Consider the following 17913-nt stretch of genomic DNA (forward strand, 5'->3'; position numbering starts at 1 on the left):
CACCGCGCGGCCCGGAGCCGTACCCAGCGGCCATTGACGCCGATCGAGCAGACTTATAACTTCACTATACGGATTGTTGATTCCGGGAAGCGGAAACGACGAGAGCGTGGAGGGTGCGGTCATGGGTCAGCAGGAGAAGGTGGCGACGAGCCTCGCCGGTGCGGTCAGCGAGGAGATCAGCGCCTCCCTCGCGGCGGTCGACGCGGAGCTGGCCAGCCGCTACCCGGGCGACCCCGGCACCCGCCAGCCCGTCCACACCGTCTACGTGCCCGGTGACGTCATCGAGCCCGGCACGCTGCGTTCCTGGGGCGACCAGGCGCTCGCGGCCCTCGACGAACACGCCCCCGACGCGGCCTCGTTCGCCGCGGTGCTCGGCATCCCCGAGGAGTTGGCGGGGCCGGTCCACGACCGCGTACGCGCCAAGCTGGAGCGCGAGCCCGTCGAGGACCTGCGCATCGACTTCGAGGACGGCTACGGCCCCCGCCCGGACGCCGAGGAGGACCGGGCCGCCGCCCGGGCCGCCCGCCTGGTCGCCGAGGCGTACGCGAACGGCACGGCGGCTCCGTACACGGGCATCCGGATGAAGTGCATGGAGGCCGGTGTCCGCGACCGGGGCATCCGCACCACGGACGTCTTCCTCAGCGGGCTCATGGAGGCCGGCGGACTTCCGGACGGGCTCGTGCTGACCCTCCCGAAGGTCACCTACCCCGAGCAGGTCACCGCCTTCGTCCACCTCCTGGAAGCCTTCGAGAAGGCGCACGGCCTGGACGCCGGGCGTATCGGTTTCGAGATCCAGATCGAGACCAGCCAGTCCATCCTCGCCGCCGACGGCACCGCTGCCGTCGCCCGGATGATCGACGCCGCGCGGGGCCGCGCCACCGGGCTCCACTACGGGACGTTCGACTACAGCGCCTGCGTCGGGGTCAGCGCCGCCTACCAGGCCAGCGACCACCCCGCGGCCGACCACGCCAAGGCCGTCATGCAGGTCGCCGCGGCGGGCACCGGCGTGCGGGTCTCCGACGGCTCGACCAACGTCCTGCCCGTAGGCCCGACCGGCCAGGTCCACGAGGCGTGGCGGCTCCACTACGGCCTCACCCGCCGTGCTCTGGCCCGCGCCTACTACCAGGGCTGGGACATGCACCCCGGCCACCTGCCCACACGCTACGCCGCCGTCTACGCCTTCTACCGCGAGGGCCTGGAGCCGGCCGCCGCCCGGCTCGCCGCGTACGCGGCCAAGGCCGGCGGCGACGTGATGGACGAGCCGGCCACCGCCAAGGCCCTCAGCGGCTACCTGCTGCGCGGCATCGACTGCGGGGCGCTGGACACCGAGGAGGTCGCCCGGCTGACCGGGCTGACCCGTGCCGACCTGGACGCCTTCGCCTCCCCGCGCCGGGGCGACCTGACCGTCACGGCTCCGTAGCCGGCTGTCGCCGCCTTCCGTATCCGGCCCGCTCGCGGGCCTCCCGAGCGCCCGGTCCGGGCCGGACCCCGCCCCGGACCGGGCGCTTTCCCGTACGCCGTCGGCCCGCCGCCCCGGCCAGGGCCTCCGGCCGGCCGAGCGGACCGGGGTGCCCCCCGGCCTCCTGGGCCTCGCGCGCTCCGAGCCGCACCGGGTGGGCGGAGCGGCCCACGCGGTCTAGCAGGACGCGCCCCGCCCCGGCTGCCCGCCCTGCTCGACCGGGGGTCCGAGGAGTGCGGCCGACCGGTCCTCAGACGGGAGGCAGTTCGCCCGAGCCGCGCGGGATCAGCGTCGTGGGCAGTTCCACCCGGGCCGTGGGGTGGTCCCCCCCGTCGAGGCGGCGGAACAGGCGCTCGGCGGCGGTCCTGCCGACCGCCGCGGCGTCCTGCGCGATTACGGTGATGCCGAGCAGGTCCGCCAGTTCGATGTCGTCGAACCCCACCAGCGCCACCGGGCGCTCCCGCTCCGCGAGCGCCCGCACCACCGTCACCGTCACCCGGTTGTTGCCCGCGAACAGGGCGGTGACCGGCTCGGGACCGCTCAGCATCTCCTCGACGGCGGCCCGGACCCGCTCCGGCTCGGTGGAGCCGAGGGAGACCCAGCCGTCCTCGACGGCGATGCCCGCGTCCGCCATCGCCGCGTGGTAGCCGCGCAGGCGCTCGGTGGCCGTATGGATGCGCGGCCGGTCGCCGATGAACCCGATTCTGCGGTGGCCGTGCGCGATGAGGTGCGCCACGCCCTCCCCGGCCCCGCCGAAGCTGTCGGAGAGCACCATGTCGACGTCCACACGGCCCGCCGGGCGGTCCACGAAGACCGTGGCGATGCCCGCCTTGATCTCCGGCTCCAGATAGCGGTGGTCGTCGCCGGCCGGGATCACGATCAGACCGTCCACCCGGCGGGCGCACAGCGCCAGCACCAACTCCTGCTCCCGCTCCGGGTCCTCGGCGCTGGAACCGTTGATCAGCAGCGCTCCGTGCGCACGGGCGACCTCCTCCACCGCGCGGCTCAGCGGGCCGTAGAACGGGTCCGCCAGATCCTCCAGGACCAGCCCGATGGACGCCGTACGGCCCTTGCGCAGCACGCGGGCGCTGTCGTTGCGGCGGAAGCCGAGCGCGTCGATGGCCTCCTGCACGCGGCGTTCGGTGTCGGGCGTGACGCCGGGTTCGCTGTTCACCACCCGGGAGACCGTCTTGAGACCCACTCCGGCGCGGGCCGCCACGTCCTTCATCGTCGGCCGGTTGCCGTAGCGGGTCTCGGAATGACGGGCGGTCCGGTCCACGTGCGCTGTCCTGTCGTCGGATACGGGTGGTCTGCGGTGCTCCGGGCGGGCGCGGGGCCGGCCGAGCGGGGCGCCGCGGGGTCGGTCGGCGGCCGTGGCGTCGAGCATAGGCCCTGGACAACGTTGTCAACAGCAGGGAGACTGTGCAAACTGAGGTCGGAACCCGCAGGTCCCGCCCCTTCGCCGATCCGGAGAGCCCACACCGATGCATACCGACCTCGTCGCCGCGCTCGACATCGGCGGCACCAAGATCGCAGGCGCGCTGGTGGGCGGCGACGGCTCCCTCCGCGTACGGGCGCAGCGCCCGACGCCCGCCCAGGAGGGCGCCGAGGCGGTCATGGGGGCCGTGGACGAGGTGCTGGGGGAGCTGATGGCCTCCCCGCTGTGGAGCGGGGCCCGCTCCGTGGGCATCGGCAGCGCCGGTCCGGTGGACGCCGCCGCGGGCACGGTCAGCCCGGTCAACGTGCCCGGGTGGCGCGACTTCCCGCTGGTGGAGCGGGTGCACAAGACGGCGGACGGGCGGCCCGTCGCGCTGGTGGGCGACGGGGTCGCGATGACGGCCGCCGAACACTGGCTGGGGGCCGCCCGGGGCTACGACAACGCGCTGTGCCTCGTCGTGTCGACGGGCGTCGGCGGCGGCCTCGTCCTCGACGGCGCCCCGCGCCCCGGCCCCTCGGGCAACGCCGGCCATATCGGGCACATCAGCGTCGACCTGGACGGCGACCCGTGCCCCTGCGGTGCGCGCGGCTGCGTCGAAGGCATCGCGAGCGGCCCCAACATCGCCCGCCGCGCACGGGAGAACGGCTGGCGGCCCGGCCCGGACGGGGACGCGACGGCCGCCGCGGTGGCCGCCGCCGCCCGCGCCGGAGACCCGGTCGCCCTCGCCTCCTACGAGCGCGCGGCCCAGGCCCTGGCCGCCGGCATCGCCGCCACGGCCGCTCTGGCGGACCTCGACATCGCGGTGGTCGGCGGGGGAGTGGCGGGGGCCGGGGAGGTGCTCTTCGCGCCGTTGCGCCGCAGCCTGCGCGACTACGCCACGCTCTCCTACCTCCGCCGGCTCACCGTCGCGCCCGCCGTGATGGGCGCCGACGCGGGCCTGGTCGGGGCCGCGGCGGCGGCCATCGCGCTGCGCTGAGAGGGCGGAACGCCCGCATCCGCTCAACGCCGTCGCCCTCACGGGGTTTCCGCGGCAGGGTGTTGCGGGCAAGCCACAGAGGGCTACGGAAGAGGGGGAACCGTGATCGTCTGGATCAACGGTGCGTTCAGTGCGGGCAAGACCAGCGCCGCGGGCGAGCTGGTCGACCTGATCCCGAACAGCACGCTGTACGACCCGGAGGTCACCGGTGCGGCGCTGCGAACCCTGCTGCCGCAGAAGCGGCTCGCCGAGGTCACCGACTTCCAGGACCTGCCGATCTGGCGGCGGCTCGTGGTGGACACGGCGGCGGCGCTGCTCGCCGAGATGCCGGGGGTCCTGGTGGTGCCGATGACGCTGCTGAGGCAGGAGTACCGCGACGAGATCTTCGGAGGGCTCGCCTCCCGGCGCATTCCCGTCCGCCATGTGGCGCTCTCACCTGAGGAAACGATCCTGCGTGGCCGGATCGCGGGCCGCGAGGAGTTCCCCGGCGACGCCGAGCAGAGCGAGCGGGTGCGCCGGTGGGCGTACGAGCACATCGGCGCCTACCGCGACGCCCTCGGATGGATCGCCCAGGACGCGTACGTGGTGGACAACGGCCCCCTCACCCCCCGGGCGACCGCCGAACGGATCGCGGACGCCGTGCGCACCGGGAGCGCCATGCCGTGCCCGATCGTGCAGAGTCCCGAGCCGACCGCCGAGACGGTGGCCGCGGGGGTGCTGCTCTTCGACGAGGAGGACCGGGTGCTGCTCGTCGACCCCACGTACAAGCCGGGATGGGAGTTCCCCGGCGGGGTCGTGGAGCCCGGCGAGGCGCCCGCGCAAGCCGGTGTCCGCGAGGTCGCGGAGGAGATAGGGCTCCGCCTCGACCGGACCCCCGGCCTGCTGCTCGTCGACTGGGAAGCGCCCCGTCCGCCCGGCTTCGGCGGGCTGCGCTTCCTCTTCGACGGCGGGCTGCTCCGCTCCGAGGACGCCGGGCGGCTGCTGCTGCCCGGCTCCGAACTGCGCGGCTGGCGCTTCGTCACCGAGCAGGAGGCGGCGGGGATGCTGCCGCCCACCCGGTACGAGCGGCTGCGCTGGGCGTTGCGGGCGCGCGAGCGGTCGACGGTGCTCAACCTGGAGGCGGGGGTCCCGGTGGGCTGAGCGGTGTCCGCGGGGGCGGCCGGGCGGGCCGTGGACGCGGGGCCCGGCCGCCGGGGCGCGCCGCCCGGCGCCTCACGAGGCGTGCGCCGCGGCCTCCATCACCCCGGCCGCGTTCTCGGTGAGCGGGTCGCCGTGGCCGAAGCAGACGGTACGGGGAGCGAGGGCGGCCAGCCGCCGGAACGTGGCCCGTGCCTCGGCGCGGTCCACGTTGAACACGCCGAGCATCACCCGCCCCTCCACGGAGGCCACGCAGTCGCCGGTGAACAGCACCCCGTGGCGCGGGAGATGGAGGGCGATGGAGCCCGGCGTGTGGCCCGGGGCGTGCACCACCCGCGCCCCGCCCCCGAACGGCAGCACCTCGCCGCCGCCCACCTCCCGGTCGACCTCGGTGGGCGGAGCCTCGGGGCACGTCAACCCGTGTGCGTACAACGGGCGTTCCCAGTCCAGCAGGTCCGGCTCCGGCACGGGGCGCTCGCCCCGGATCACCGGGGCGTCCAGCGCATGGGCCACGATCTCCGCGCCGTGCCGGGCCGCCAGTTCCCCAGCGGCCCCGACGTGGTCGCGGTGGCCGTGGGTGAGGACGATACGGCGGATCGCGGCCGGATCGTGGCCGAGCGTCCGGACCGCGTCCTCGATCGCGGCGGCCGACTCGGCGTCGCCCGCGTCGATCAACGTCAGCTCCGTTCCGTCACGCCAGAGGTACGCCTGGCCGATCCGGAAGCGGAGCAGGTGCAAGGTGGGCAGTACCTCCACGAGATCCATGCGGCGAACGTACGCGGGCGCGGGGGCGAGCCGCACGGGTCTACGCTCCGGGCGACTTCGCCGAGGGCGTACCCGGGCCTTCCCGGAACCGTCGCGGGGCCCGACGGCGCGCCGTCGGGCCCCGGCGGGCTCAGGGCTTCTTCGACTCCGCGTAGTTGCGCAGGAACAGCGCCTCGGCGACCGACATCCGCTCCAGCTCCTCGGGCGACACGCTCTCGTTCACCGCGTGGATCTGCGCCTCGGGCTCGCTCAGCCCGATCAGCAGGATCTCCGCCTCCGGGTAGAGGCCCGCCAGCGTGTTGCAGAGCGGGATGGAGCCGCCCATGCCGGAGGACTGCATCTCCTGGCCCGGGTAGGCCTCCCGCATCGCCTCCGCCATCGCCGTGTACGCCGGACTGGTCATGTCGGCCCGGAACGGCTGGCCCTGGCCCACCTGCTCCACCCGTACCCGCGCGCCCCAGGGGGCACGGGACTCCAGGTGGGCGGTGAGCAGCTTCGTCGCCTCGGCGGCGTCGTGGCCCGGCGGCACCCGCAGGCTGATCTGCGCCCGCGCGCTCGCCTGCACGGACGGGGTCGCGCCGACCACCGGCGGGCAGTCGATGCCGATGACGGTGACGGCGGGGCGGGCCCAGATCCGGTCCGCGACCGTCCCGGCGCCGATCAGCTCCACCCCGTCCAGCACCTTGGCGTCCTGCCGGAACTCGGCTTCCGGGTACTGGATGCCGTCCCAGTCGGCGTCGCCGGTCAGACCGTCGACGGTGGTCGTCCCGTCCTCGGCGCGCAGGGAGGCCAGCAGCTGGATCATCGCGGCCAGGGCGTCCGGGGCCGCGCCGCCGAACTGCCCGGAGTGCAGGTTGCCTTCGAGGGTGTCGAGCTGCACCCGCAGCATCGTCATCCCGCGCAGCGTCGCCGTGACCGTCGGCAGCCCGACCCGGAAGTTGCCGGTGTCGCCGATGACGACCGTGTCCGCGCGCAGCAGTTCCGGGTGCGCCTCCGCGTACCGCTCGAGACCGCCGGTGCCCTGCTCCTCGGAGCCCTCGGCGATCACCTTCACCGAGACCGGCACGCCGCCGTCCGCCTTCAGGGCGCGCAGCGCGAGCAGATGCATGATGAACCCGCCCTTGCAGTCTGCCGCGCCCCGTCCGTACCAGCGGCCGTCGCGTTCGGTCAGCTCGAACGGCGGGGAGATCCAGGCCGACTCGTCCAGCGGCGGCTGCACGTCGTAGTGCGCGTAGAGCAGCACGGTCGGCGCCCCGGCCGGTCCGGGCAGGTACCCGTAGACGGACTGCGTCCCGTCGGGGGTGTCCAGGAGGGCGACGTCCGTGAACCCCTCGGCGCGCAGCGCGTCGGCGACCCAGTTCGCCGCGCCCTCGCACTCGCTCCTGGGGAACACCGCCGGGTCCGCCACCGACTGGAACGCCACCAGCTCGGCCAGCTCCTGCCGGGCGCGGGGCATCAGCGAGGCGACGGTCTGATGAATCGGACGGGCGGTCATGGGCACGCTCCTCGTGGGTGCGACGTTATGGGGTGGGGCGCGGTGAGTACGCGACCGTGTGCGGCGCCGTCCGTGCGGCGACGCATGTACGACGAAATCATGGCCGATCCTCCCACAGGAGGGCCGGGCCGGAACGCGCCGTAGGATGCCGTGAGCAGCTTGGGGCCACTGGTCGGATCAGGAGCAGAAGCACATCGTGAGCAGCGAGAACGCAGACGCCGGACGTGAGCCGGAAGAGTCGACCGTATGGGATGTCGTCGTCGTCGGCGCCGGACCGGCCGGCGCATCGGCGGCGTACGCGGCAGCCGTGGCAGGGCGGAGGGTCCTGCTGCTGGAGAAGGCGGAACTGCCGCGCTACAAGACCTGCGGCGGAGGGATCATCGGGTTCTCGCGGGACGCCCTGCCGCCGGGGTTCGAACTGCCCCTGAAGGACCGCATCCACGCGGTCACCTTCTCGCTCAACGGCAAGCTGTCGCGCACCCGCCGGTCCCGTCGCATGCTCTTCGGCCTCATCAACCGGCCGGAGTTCGACGCCGGTCTGGTCGAGGAGGCGCAGAAGGCCGGGGCGGAGCTGCGCACCGGGGCGTCGGTGGTGCGGGTCGAGCAGCACGGTCCCGCCGTCCCCGACCGGCGGACGGTCGCCGTGGTGCTGGCCGGCGGCGAGACCGTGCTCGCGCGGGCGGTCGTCGGCGCGGACGGCAGCGCGGGCCGCATAGGAGCCCACGTCGGGGTGAAGCTCGACCAGGTCGACCTCGGCCTGGAGGCGGAGATCCCGGTGCCCGCCACCGTGGCGGAGGACTGGGCGGGCCGGGTCCTCATCGACTGGGGCCCGATGCCGGGGAGTTACGGCTGGGTCTTCCCCAAGGGCGACACCCTCACCGTCGGCGTCATCTCGGCGCGCGGCGACGGCGCGGGCACCAAGCGGTACCTGGAGGACTTCATCGCCCGCCTCGGCCTCGCCGGGTTCGAGCCCGCCGTCTCCTCGGGCCACCTCACCCGCTGCCGCAGTGACGACTCGCCGCTCTCCCGGGGCCGGGTCGTGGTCTGCGGGGATGCCGCCGGGCTGCTGGAGCCGTGGACCCGTGAAGGCATCTCCTTCGCGCTGCGCTCCGGCCGGCTCGCGGGGGAGTGGGCGGTCAGGATCGCGGAGTCGCACGACGCCGTGGACGCCCGCCGCCAGGCCCTCAACTACGCCTTCGCCATCAAGGCCGGTCTCGGCGTGGAGATGGGGGTCGGCCGCCGCATGCTCAAGCTGTTCGAGCGCCGCCCCGGAGTGCTGCACGCGGTGCTGACCGGTTTCCGCCCGGCCTGGAAGGCGTTCGCCGGGATCACGCGGGGTACCACGTCGCTGGCCGAGCTGGTCCGTACGCACCCGCTGGCGCAGCGGGCGCTGCACGCGATGGACCGCTGAGGGGCGCCTGACGTCCTGGCCGCGCTTCCCGGTGGACGGGGTGCGGTCAGGGCGCTTCGGTGAGGCGGAACACCGGGTGGTCGGGGCAGGCCGCCAACAGCTCGGCGTCCGTGGACTTCGCCGTGACCCCCTGGAAGTACTGGTCGACCTCCCAGCCCCACCGCTCCAGATAGGCCCGGACGATCCGGGCCTTCTGCGCGTCGTCGGCGATCTCCACCGCCGTGAAGCAGGTGACCCTGCGCCCCAGGCGCAGCTCTCCGCCGCCCGCCACGCGCATGTTGCGCACCCATTGCGAGTGGCCCCGGGCCGAGACCAGGTACCGCTCGCCCTCGAAGGTGTGGGTGTTGACCGGGATGCGCTGCATCTGCCCGCTCCTGCGTCCCCGCACCGACAGCTCGGCGGACCCCATCAGGCTGAGTCCGTAGCGGGCCAGCCGTCCGACGACCTTGTTGAGCCGCCGGGCGGAGGAGCCGGCCCGGAGGTAGTAGTCCTGTTGCGCCATGGTGACTCCCGCGGTGTGAGCACTGCTGCCGAGCGAAGAAAGTGAGAGCGGTGCTCTCACTTGAGATCAGTGTGCACTGCGGAGTGGCGAGAAGCAAGAGCGCTGCTCTCTTTCATGGTCGGTGCTCCGCTCCCGTGGCAGACTGATCGCATGAGCACCATCCGAGGGGCCCGGGAGCGCGCCCGCGTCGAAGTGACCGCCGCCATCAAGGACGAGGCCAGAAGGCAGCTCGCCGAGGAGGGCGCGGCCAAGCTCTCGCTCCGGGCCGTGGCCCGGGAGCTGGGCATGGTCTCCTCCGCCCTCTACCGCTACTTCCCCAGCCGCGACGACCTGCTGACCGCCTTGATCGTGGACGCCTTCGACGCCGTCGGGGCGGTCGCGGAGGAGGCGGCGGCCGGGCGGGCGGAGACCGTGCCGCCCACCGAACGCTGGATCGCCGTCGCCTGCGCCGTACGGGAGTGGGGGCTCGCCCACCCCCATGAGTACGCCCTGATCTTCGGCTCGCCCGTCCCCGGCTACACCGCCCCGATGGACACGGTGGGACCCGCTTCCCGGGTGGGCCTGGTCTTCATCGACATCGTCCGCGCCGCGTCCCGGGCCGGCGAACTCGCCGTCCCCTCCCTCGCGCCGGAGCTGCGTTCCGACGCCGAGCGGATGGCCGCCGCGTTCGCCCCGGATGTGCCGCCGGGCGCCGTCGCGGCTCTGGTGGCCGCCTGGGCCCAGGTGTTCGGCCTGATCTCCTTCGAGCTGTTCGGCCAGTTCGACCGGGTCGTGGAGGCGCGCGAGCCGCTGTTCCGCCAGGCCGTGGGGGAGCTGGCCCGCTCGGTCGGGCTGCCCGCCGTCGCGGGGCGCTGAACGAGGCCCCCGGCGGCGTTGGTCCGGGGGCGTGGCCGAGGAGGGGCGGCCGGACGCCGGAGGGCGGGGCGCCCCCGGGGCGGCGAAGGCGGGGCCGTGGTGGCGAAGAGGGCGGCCGCGACCGCCGGGCCGAGGCGGATCAGGGCGACGTGGTCGCACAAGGACGGCCGGACCGCGGTGCCGGGGGGCGGGCGGCCGGACGGGCGCTCCCCGGCGTGCTCCCCGATCGGCCGGGCTTCCGGCGTGGGCCCGGGGAGCGGGCCCACGCCCGGGTGTGGCCGATCGATCGGCCCGACGTGCGGGCGGTCGGCCCGGTGCGCGGGGTGGTCAGGGGTGCGCGTCCGAGGTGGCGTTGCGGGCCCCGTATCCCAGGGCCGCCGCCGCGGCCGCCAGCAGGGCGACCGTCGTCAGGGCCAGCGGCAGCGAGAACCAGTCCGCGAGGAACCCGATCGCGGGCGGCCCGAGCAGCATGCCGCCGTAGCCGAGCGTGGAGGCCGCCGCGACGCCGCTCGGGCCCGCCAGCTCGCCCGCCCGGCCCACCGCGACGGGGAAGATGTTGGCGAGGCCGAGTCCGGTGACCGCGAAGCCGGCCAGCGCCGCCCAGGCGGTCGGCGCCAGCGAGCCGAGCAGCATCCCGGCCGCGGCCGTCGCCCCGCCGAGGACGAGGGTGCGGGTCTGCCCGAGCCGTTCCAGGAGCAGGGTGCCGGTCAGCCGGCCCGCCGTCATCGTCAGGGCGAACACCGCGTATCCGGCGGCGGCGACCCCGGGATGCGCGCCCAGGTCCTGCTCCAGGTGCAGCGCGCCCCAGTCGGCCAGCGCCCCTTCCCCGTACGCCGTGCAGAGCGCGATCATGCCGAAGAGCACGACGATCCGGCGGGCGCGGGGCGACAGGCGCTGCCGCGGGGTTCGCGCGTCGGCGGCGCCGGGGGCGGCGTGGGCCGGGCGGTGGCGCAGCAGCGCGGGTCCGGCGAAGGCCGTGACGAGCAGGCCGGTCCCCGCCAGGGCGAAGAGGTGGGCGGAGGCGGAGAGGCTGCCCGCGACCAGGCCGCCGAGCCCGGCGCCGACCATGCCGCCCAGGCTGAACGCCGCGTGGAAGCTCGGCATGACCGGCCGCCGCAGCGCGGCGACCAGATCGACGGCGGCGCTGTTCATCGCCACGTTCATCCCGCCGTACGCCGCCCCGAACACCAGCAGGACGAGCCCGAGGGAGAGCGCCGAGTGGGTCTGGGCGGGCAGCGCGATGCTCAGCGGGAGCAGGACGCCGCAGGCCACGGTGGTGGCATGGCTGCCGAAGCGGCGGCAGAGCCGGCCGGTGAGCATCATGGTGACCACCGCCCCGGCGGAGACGCCGAGCAGCGCGAGTCCGAGGGTGGTGGCGGAGGCGCCGGTCTGCTGCTTGATGGCCGGGATGCGGACCACCCAGCCGGCGAAGAGGAACCCGTCGAGGGCGAAGAACACGGTCAGCGCGGTACGGAGGCGGGCCGACGAGGGTGGGGCGGTGTCTCCGCCGAATCCCCCCGGTTGGGCCGTCCGCAGTTTGTTTAGTTGCGGCACAAACTCAGCATAGGGGCCTTCCGAGGACGGACGCAACACACCTGCGCACCGCACGTTTCCAGGCTGCGGACCGCCCGGCGGGCGGCGGACCGAAGCCGGGTCCGAGGCGGGTCGGCGGACCGCGGCCGGCTCCGGGCCGCAGCCGTGCGGTCGCGGCCGGAAGCGGCTCCCCGCGCCGGGCCGGGGCGTCCTGGGGCCCTTCGGATCATGGGAGACTCACCCCCATGAACGGCAAGGCGACGACCACCCGGACGAAGTTGGAGAGGGGCCGCAGTGCGCTCGGGCCCGCACTGGAACTGGTCCACACCGGCCGCGCTCCCACCCGGGCCGTCCTCACCTCCGAACTCGGCGTCACCCGCGCCACCGCCGGGGCGGTCGCCGCGGAGCTGGAGGCGCTCGGCCTGATCCGGGTCGACTCCAGCCCCGGTTCGGCGGCCGGCTCCCAGGGCCGCCCCTCGCACCGGCTGTCGGTCCTGGAGGCCGGACCCGTCGTCCTCGCCGCCCAGGTGCACGCAGACGGTTTCCGGGCCGCGCTCGTCGGGCTCGGTGGCCGGATCGTCGCCACGACGCCGGGCTGCGTCACGGTGATGGCCGACCCCGCCCAGGTACTCGGGGAAGTCGTGGGCGCGGGAGCTGCCCTGCTCCGCGAGAGCGGGCTGCGCTGCGTCGGGGCCGGGCTCGCGGTGCCCTCGGCGGTCGCCGAACCGGAGGGGACGGCCCTCAACCCGCTGCACATCGCCTGGCCCGCCGGCTCCCCGGTCCGGGACATCTTCACCGCCTGCGTGCGCGAAGCGGGCATCACCGGCCCCGCGTTCACCGGCAACGACGTCAATCTCACCGCGCTGGCCGAGCACCGGCACGGGGCGGGCCGCGGCGCCCGGCACCTCCTGTGCGTGGCCACCGGCCACCGGGGGGTCGGCGGGGCGCTCGTGCTCGACGGCCGCCTGCACAGCGGGAGTTCGGGACTCGCCCTGGAGGTGGGCCACCTCGCGGTGAACCCCGAGGGGCGGCCCTGCCACTGCGGCGGGCGCGGCTGCCTCGACGTGGAGACCGACCCGCTGGCCTTCCTCACCGCCGCCCGCCGCCGGCCGGGCCCCGAGGAGTCCCTCCTCAAACAGGCCGGCCACCTGCTCCGCACGGAGTACGGCGACCCCGCCGTACGGCACGCCGCCGAAGAGCTGATCGACCGCCTTGGCCTGGGGCTGGCGGGGCTGGTCAACATCCTCAACCCCGACCGGATCATCCTCGGCGGACTCCACCGCGACCTGCTGGAGGCGGACCCGGAGCGGCTGCGCGCCGTCGTCGCCGACCGCAGCCTGTGGGGGCGCAGCGGCAGCGTACCCATCCTGCCGTGCACGCTGGCGCACAACAGCCTGGTGGGCGCGGCCGAGCTGGCCTGGCAGCCGGTCCTCGACGACCCGCTCGCCGCTCTGGCCTGACCGGCCCCGGGGCGCCGGACGCAAGGCGTCGGCCCGTACGGGCCCCGGGCCCCGGGCCGCACCGCCGCCGGCCCTCGGCCGGGCGTGCCGTCCCCGCGCCCCCGGTCAGCCGACGACGGCCGACCGGGCGGGCAGGGACGAGAGGTCGTCGGGGGCGATGGTGACGGACCCGAACGGCCCGTCGGTCGTCGACCCGTAGACCGCGAGCGACGGCAGGGTCGAGGCGCCGGTGGTCGTCGGCAGGGTGAACCAGACGGCCTTCCCCGCCGTGCCGACCGGCCGCACGCCCCAGCTCTCGCTGAAGGCGGCGATCAGCGCCAGCCCCCGGCCCGACGTGGCGAACGAATCCGCCTCGTTCACCGCGGGCAGGCGGGGATCGTGGTCGTGGACGGAGACCGTCAGCCGGTCGAGCAGCAGCTCGATGTCGACGGTGCATGACTTGTCCGGCTGTGCGTGCCGGTGGACATTGGTGAGAAGCTCGGTGACGCCCAGGGCCGCCTGGTCGATCAGAGGATCGAGATGCCAGTAGCGCAGTTGCGCCGAGATGATCCTGCGGACTTGACCGATCCGCGACGGCATGGCCTGGAGCGCCACCGTGCAGTGCCTGCTTGGCTCGCTGATCACGGCTGCGACTCCCCGAAATAGGTCCGGAAGAAGAGAAACGAACGGAGCCGGCGGACGACTGACCGCCGAATCCGCTCTGCTCTTGTCGTGTCTGCTCGTGTCGCGCGACCCGGTCCGGGGAGCGGATCGCCCTGTCACCGAGAGTGCACCTTCAGTGACATGGGACCAGCGTGGCCCAGGGGTTGCGGCTCCGCAACTCGCGGCGGAGCCCGGCGGCCCGGTCACCGGCCCGCCGTGTCCGTACCGACAGGTCAGTCCCGGCGCCCCCGCGCGCTGCGCAGCGTCTCCAGGAAGCGCCGTAGCGGAGCCGCTCCGTCGCGTCTGCGGCTGCGCTGCCCCATCGTCAACCGGTAGCGCACCCCGTTCACCCGGGCGATGACGGAATCCGCCGCGATGAACCACCACTTCCGCGCGCTGACCGTACCCACCGGAGCGCTGGCGATCTCCCGCCCGTTGCTCGTGAGGAGCGACAGCCTGCCGTCCTTCACCACCACCTGACCAGCCCTTGTCAGCGATCTGGTGAACCGTTCGATCCTGACCCCCGACGCACTGAACTCGACGTCCGCCATCGTGGATTCGCCCCCCTTCGTCACCTCTCCTGCTGTGCAGTGTGCACGGACGCGGACCGGACCGCCAGAGGGCCTGGCGGCGGGCCGGGAACCCGCCCGCACCGCCTGTCGCAGCAGCATCCGGCGCGGGCCCCAAAGGCAGGGCTATGGACCCTCCAAGTGACCGTTTGCGCAGGTGGGGGGCCTATCGTGGGAACAGGATCCCGGATCGGGGACCGACGCAGCACGACCGACAGGAGCGGGCCCATGGACACCACCCAGAACGCGGCCGGGCACGGGGCCAGGGCGACCGTCGACATCGACCGCAGCGACCCGGAGTACCGGGCCTGGCTGAAGGAGGCCGTCCGCAAGGTCCAGGCCGACGCCAACCGCTCCGCCGACACCCACCTGCTGCGCTTCCCGCTGCCCGAGCAGTGGGGCATCGACCTCTACCTCAAGGACGAGTCCACACACCCCACCGGGAGCCTGAAGCACCGCCTCGCCCGCTCGCTGTTCCTCTACGGCCTCTGCAACGGCTGGATCCGGCCGGGCAAGCCGGTCATCGAAGCGTCCAGCGGCTCGACCGCCGTGTCGGAGGCGTACTTCGCCAAGCTGATCGGCGTGCCGTTCATCGCCGTGATGCCGCGCACCACCAGCCCCGAGAAATGCCGTCTCATCGAATTCCACGGCGGGCGGTGCCACTTCGTGGACGACTCGCGCACCATGTACGAGCAGGCCGCCGCGCTCGCCGCCGAGACCGGCGGGCACTACATGGACCAGTTCACCTACGCGGAGCGCGCCACCGACTGGCGCGGCAACAACAACATCGCGGAGTCGATCTACCAGCAACTGCGCCTGGAGCGCTTCCCGGAGCCCGCCTGGATCGTCGCCACCGCCGGGACCGGCGGCACCTCGGCGACCATCGCCCGCTACGTCCACTACCTCCAGCACGACACCCGCGTCTGCGTGCCCGACCCGGAGAACTCCTGTTTCTTCGACGGCTGGACCCACCACGACCCGCTCGCCGCCAGCGACCGGAGCTCGCGCATCGAGGGCATCGGCCGCCCGCGCATGGAGCCCAGCTTCGTACCCGGCGCCATCGACCGCATGATGAAGGTCCCCGACGCCGCCAGCGTCGCCGCCGTCCGCGCCCTGGAGCGGACCATCGGCCGCAAGGCGGGGGGCTCCACGGGCACCGGGCTGTGGAGCGCGTTCAAGCTGATCGCGGAGATGGTGGAACAGGGGGAGCGGGGCAGCGTCGTCACCCTGCTGTGCGACCCGGGCGACCGCTACCTGGACAAGTACTACTCCGACTCCTGGCTGGAGGAGCAGGGCCTGGACATCGCCCCCTACACCGCCGCCATCGACACGTTCCTCGCCACCGGCGCCTGGCCCTGCTGACCGCAGGCCCCGGCCGGCCCCTCGGAGCGGCCGGGCCGTCAGCCGTCCTCACCGCTGTCGGACACCGGCCCGCGGCGCCTCTCCTCCTCCACGGCGGCCTTGGCGATGTTGCGCGCCATCCCGCCGAACACCACCGAGTGGAAGGGCCACACGCTCCACCAGTAGGCGTGGCCGGGCAGCCCGCGCGGGTGGAACAGGGCACGCTGCCCGTACACCGTCCGGCCCCGGTCGTCACGGCGCACCGACAACTCCAGCCAGGCGAGCCCCGGCACCCGCATCTCGGCCCGCAGCCGCAGCAGCTCGCCCGGGACGATCTCCTCCACCCGCCAGAAGTCCAGTGAGTCGCCCACGCGCAGCCGCCGGGCGTCCCGCCGCCCGCGCCGCAGCCCCACCCCGCCGACGAACCGGTCGAGCCAGCCGCGCACCGACCAGGCCAGCGGGAAGGAGTACCAGCCGTTCTCCCCGCCGATGCCCTCGATCACCCGCCACAGCGCCCGGGGCCCGACCGGCACGGCCAGCTCCCGTTCGTCGCGGTAGAGGCTGCCTCCCGCCCAGTCCGGGTCGGTGGGCAGCGGGTCGCTCGGCGCGCCCGGCACCGAGGCGTTGGACCAGCGGGTGTCGACCCGCGCCTCCTGGATCCGCTTCAGGGCCAGGCGCAGCGCCCGGTCGAAGCCGATGGGCCCGTCCGGGGGGTCGGGGACGTACTCCTCGATGTCGTGCTCCCGGCACACCACCTCGTGGCGCAGCGACTCCGTGAGCGGCCGGGCGATGGAGCCGGGCACCGGGGTCACCAGGCCGACCCAGCGGCTGGAGAGCGTGGGGGTGAGGACCGGCACCGGCAGGATCAGCCGCCGCCGCAGCCCCGCCACGCGGGCGTAGCGCTGCATCATGTCCCGGTACGTCATGACGTCCGGCCCGCCGATGTCGAAGGTCCGGTTCACCTCGGCCGGCAGCGCCGCGCATCCCACGAGGCAGCGGATGACGTCCCGGACCGCCACCGGCTGGATGCGGGTCCGCACCCAGCTCGGGGTGACCATCAGCGGCAGCCGCTCGGTGAGGTACCGCAGCATCTCGAACGAGGCGGACCCCGAGCCGATCACGACCGCCGCGCGCAGCACCGCCGTGGGCACCCTGGAATCCAGCAGGATGCGCCCCACCTCGGTCCGCGAGCGCAGATGCGGGGACAGGTCCTCCTCCGGCACCCCGGACGGAGTCAGCCCGCCCAGGTACACGATCCGGCGCACTCCGGCCGCCCGCGCCCGCTCGCCGAAGTTCCGGGCGGCCCGGCGGTCGGTCTCCTCGAAGTCCGAGCCGGAACCGAGCGCGTGCACCAGGTAGTACGCCACGTCGACGTCCCGCATCGCCCCGGTCAGGGAGTCGGCGTCGGTGACATCGCCGCGCACCACCTCGACCCGGTCGGCCCACGGGTAGTCGCGCAGCTTCTGCGGCGTCCTGGCCAGAGCGCGCACCCGGTACCCGGAGCCGAGCAGGGCGGGCACCAGCCGGCCGCCGATGTAACCGGTCGCCCCGGTCACCAGGCAGCGGGGGGCCGACCCGTCGGGGCGCTCGGGAGCGTCGGGGCGCCCCGGGGGGCCGGAGGCGTCGTGGGAGCCGTCGGAACCGTCGTGGTGATCCGTCATCTGTCCGAGTCTGGCACCGGCCGGCGCGCACCACCGGTCGGGCACGCCGTACGGCGGTACCGACGTCCCGGCGTCGTCGTCCGGCGCCGCTCTCCCGAACCGCCCGGCGGGCGGGGGCCGGGCGCGCGGGGCCGGTCTCCCGCCCCCGCGGTCGTGTCACCCCTCGGCGCCGCCGGGGGAGGCGAGGAGGGCGTCCAGGACCTTCCCGAACATCCGCCGCCCGGCCGAGGCGAGCAGCGGGTCGCCGAACCGGGGGACCAGCCGCACCCGCAACTCCTCCACCCAGACCACATGGGAACCGGAACCCGTGGGCAGGACGTCGATCGAGGCGCGGCCCAGCACCACCGAGCCCCGCTTCTCCAGGCGGCAGACCCCGGCCCGGCCCCCGGCGGGCGGCGTCCACCGCACCACTTCCATCGGATCGTCGAACGCCAGCGGACCCAGCCCCGTACGGGCCACGAAGACCGTGCCGAGCCGCGAGGGGAGGCCGGTGGGGACCGAGATCGCGGTCAACGGCACCTGCGCGGCATGCCGTTCCCAGTCGGTCACCCGGCGCCATGCCTCGGCGGCGGGAAGAGGGGAGAAGCGCTCGATCCGGAAGACGGCCACCCCGTGATCCTAGGGCCTGTGGCCGCCCGGCAGGCGGCAGTGCGACGACAGGTCCTGGAG

The 17913-nt window shown here is 74.4% G+C and carries 16 protein-coding genes; 7 read left to right on the plus strand and 9 right to left on the minus strand.

The window, feature by feature from the left end; all coding sequences use genetic code 11:
* Nucleotides 1–121 precede the first annotated feature (121 nt).
* On the plus strand, nt 122–1420 hold the full coding sequence (locus tag AMK24_RS26010) for a DUF6986 family protein (protein WP_073771321.1): 1299 nt from the start codon (nt 122–124) through the stop codon (nt 1418–1420).
* Nucleotides 1421–1709: 289 nt separating this feature from the next.
* Here the strand turns inward: AMK24_RS26010 and AMK24_RS26015 are convergent, their stop codons facing one another.
* Complete coding sequence (locus AMK24_RS26015; protein WP_107427466.1) at nt 1710–2738, minus strand: LacI family DNA-binding transcriptional regulator; 1029 nt, start codon at nt 2736–2738, stop codon at nt 1710–1712.
* 205 nt (nt 2739–2943) lie between these two features.
* Between AMK24_RS26015 and AMK24_RS26020 the strand changes: the two genes are divergently transcribed.
* Entirely contained in the window at nt 2944–3873 is a 930-nt protein-coding gene (locus tag AMK24_RS26020) for an ROK family protein (protein ID WP_073771322.1), read from the plus strand.
* A 102-nt stretch (nt 3874–3975) separates the two neighbouring features.
* Nucleotides 3976–5013, plus strand: a complete 1038-nt coding sequence (locus AMK24_RS26025; RefSeq protein ID WP_073771323.1) for an NUDIX hydrolase — start codon at nt 3976–3978, stop codon at nt 5011–5013.
* 72 nt (nt 5014–5085) lie between these two features.
* On the opposite strand, the gene AMK24_RS26030 is transcribed toward AMK24_RS26025, so the two are convergent.
* The gene (locus AMK24_RS26030) at nt 5086–5775 is read right to left on the minus strand and encodes an MBL fold metallo-hydrolase (RefSeq protein ID WP_073771452.1); all 690 of its coding nucleotides are present in this window, start codon (nt 5773–5775) and stop codon (nt 5086–5088) included.
* A 130-nt stretch (nt 5776–5905) separates the two neighbouring features.
* A complete protein-coding gene (locus tag AMK24_RS26035) occupies nt 5906–7270 on the minus strand; it encodes a dipeptidase (protein WP_073771324.1) in 1365 nt (454 codons plus the stop codon).
* Nucleotides 7271–7466: 196 nt separating this feature from the next.
* Between AMK24_RS26035 and AMK24_RS26040 the strand changes: the two genes are divergently transcribed.
* Nucleotides 7467–8681, plus strand: coding sequence for a geranylgeranyl reductase family protein (locus AMK24_RS26040; protein ID WP_073771325.1), 1215 nt, complete (start codon nt 7467–7469; stop codon nt 8679–8681).
* A gap of 46 nt (nt 8682–8727) precedes the next feature.
* Here the strand turns inward: AMK24_RS26040 and AMK24_RS26045 are convergent, their stop codons facing one another.
* A complete protein-coding gene (locus AMK24_RS26045; protein WP_073771326.1) occupies nt 8728–9183 on the minus strand; it encodes a nitroreductase/quinone reductase family protein in 456 nt (151 codons plus the stop codon).
* A 150-nt stretch (nt 9184–9333) separates the two neighbouring features.
* Here AMK24_RS26045 and AMK24_RS26050 point away from each other — a divergent pair, with 150 nt between their 5' ends.
* A complete protein-coding gene (locus AMK24_RS26050; protein WP_073771327.1) occupies nt 9334–10038 on the plus strand; it encodes a TetR/AcrR family transcriptional regulator in 705 nt (234 codons plus the stop codon).
* Between the two features lie 327 nt (nt 10039–10365).
* Here the strand turns inward: AMK24_RS26050 and AMK24_RS26055 are convergent, their stop codons facing one another.
* Nucleotides 10366–11496 carry an MFS transporter gene (locus AMK24_RS26055; RefSeq protein ID WP_073771328.1) on the minus strand — a complete coding sequence of 377 codons (1131 nt, stop codon included), beginning with the start codon at nt 11494–11496 and terminating at the stop codon, nt 10366–10368.
* A 320-nt stretch (nt 11497–11816) separates the two neighbouring features.
* On the opposite strand from AMK24_RS26055, the gene AMK24_RS26060 reads away from it, so the two are divergent.
* Nucleotides 11817–13031, plus strand: coding sequence for an ROK family protein (locus AMK24_RS26060; RefSeq protein WP_073771329.1), 1215 nt, complete (start codon nt 11817–11819; stop codon nt 13029–13031).
* Between the two features lie 105 nt (nt 13032–13136).
* Here the strand turns inward: AMK24_RS26060 and AMK24_RS26065 are convergent, their stop codons facing one another.
* Complete coding sequence (locus AMK24_RS26065) at nt 13137–13655, minus strand: ATP-binding protein (RefSeq protein WP_384578681.1); 519 nt, start codon at nt 13653–13655, stop codon at nt 13137–13139.
* Nucleotides 13656–13906: 251 nt separating this feature from the next.
* Complete coding sequence (locus tag AMK24_RS26070) at nt 13907–14224, minus strand: hypothetical protein (RefSeq protein WP_073771453.1); 318 nt, start codon at nt 14222–14224, stop codon at nt 13907–13909.
* A 246-nt stretch (nt 14225–14470) separates the two neighbouring features.
* On the opposite strand from AMK24_RS26070, the gene AMK24_RS26075 reads away from it, so the two are divergent.
* Nucleotides 14471–15604 carry a PLP-dependent cysteine synthase family protein gene (locus AMK24_RS26075; RefSeq protein WP_073771331.1) on the plus strand — a complete coding sequence of 378 codons (1134 nt, stop codon included), beginning with the start codon at nt 14471–14473 and terminating at the stop codon, nt 15602–15604.
* Nucleotides 15605–15642: 38 nt separating this feature from the next.
* Here the strand turns inward: AMK24_RS26075 and AMK24_RS26080 are convergent, their stop codons facing one another.
* Together AMK24_RS26080 and AMK24_RS26085 are read right to left on the minus strand one after the other, a co-directional pair.
* Nucleotides 15643–17244 carry an SDR family oxidoreductase gene (locus AMK24_RS26080; RefSeq protein WP_073771332.1) on the minus strand — a complete coding sequence of 534 codons (1602 nt, stop codon included), beginning with the start codon at nt 17242–17244 and terminating at the stop codon, nt 15643–15645.
* Nucleotides 17245–17400: 156 nt separating this feature from the next.
* Nucleotides 17401–17853: an SRPBCC family protein gene (locus tag AMK24_RS26085; RefSeq protein ID WP_073771333.1), complete on the minus strand. Its 453-nt coding sequence runs from the start codon at nt 17851–17853 to the stop codon at nt 17401–17403.
* Between the last annotated feature and the right edge of the window lie 60 nt (nt 17854–17913).

It is taken from the genome of Streptomyces sp. CB02366, from assembly GCF_001905905.1.
In the GTDB taxonomy this organism is placed as follows: Bacteria; Actinomycetota; Actinomycetes; order Streptomycetales; family Streptomycetaceae; genus Streptomyces.

Coding starts and splice junctions, on each gene's coding strand:
- AMK24_RS26010 (WP_073771321.1), top strand. CDS start 122: ATGGGTCAGCAGGAGAAGGTGGCGACGAGCCTCGCCGGTGCGGTCAGC.
- AMK24_RS26020 (WP_073771322.1), top strand. CDS start 2,944: ATGCATACCGACCTCGTCGCCGCGCTCGACATCGGCGGCACCAAGATC.
- AMK24_RS26030 (WP_073771452.1), bottom strand. CDS start 5,775: ATGGATCTCGTGGAGGTACTGCCCACCTTGCACCTGCTCCGCTTCCGG.
- AMK24_RS26035 (WP_073771324.1), bottom strand. CDS start 7,270: ATGACCGCCCGTCCGATTCATCAGACCGTCGCCTCGCTGATGCCCCGC.
- AMK24_RS26045 (WP_073771326.1), bottom strand. CDS start 9,183: ATGGCGCAACAGGACTACTACCTCCGGGCCGGCTCCTCCGCCCGGCGG.
- AMK24_RS26050 (WP_073771327.1), top strand. CDS start 9,334: ATGAGCACCATCCGAGGGGCCCGGGAGCGCGCCCGCGTCGAAGTGACC.
- AMK24_RS26060 (WP_073771329.1), top strand. CDS start 11,817: ATGAACGGCAAGGCGACGACCACCCGGACGAAGTTGGAGAGGGGCCGC.
- AMK24_RS26070 (WP_073771453.1), bottom strand. CDS start 14,224: ATGGCGGACGTCGAGTTCAGTGCGTCGGGGGTCAGGATCGAACGGTTC.
- AMK24_RS26075 (WP_073771331.1), top strand. CDS start 14,471: ATGGACACCACCCAGAACGCGGCCGGGCACGGGGCCAGGGCGACCGTC.
- AMK24_RS26080 (WP_073771332.1), bottom strand. CDS start 17,244: ATGACGGATCACCACGACGGTTCCGACGGCTCCCACGACGCCTCCGGC.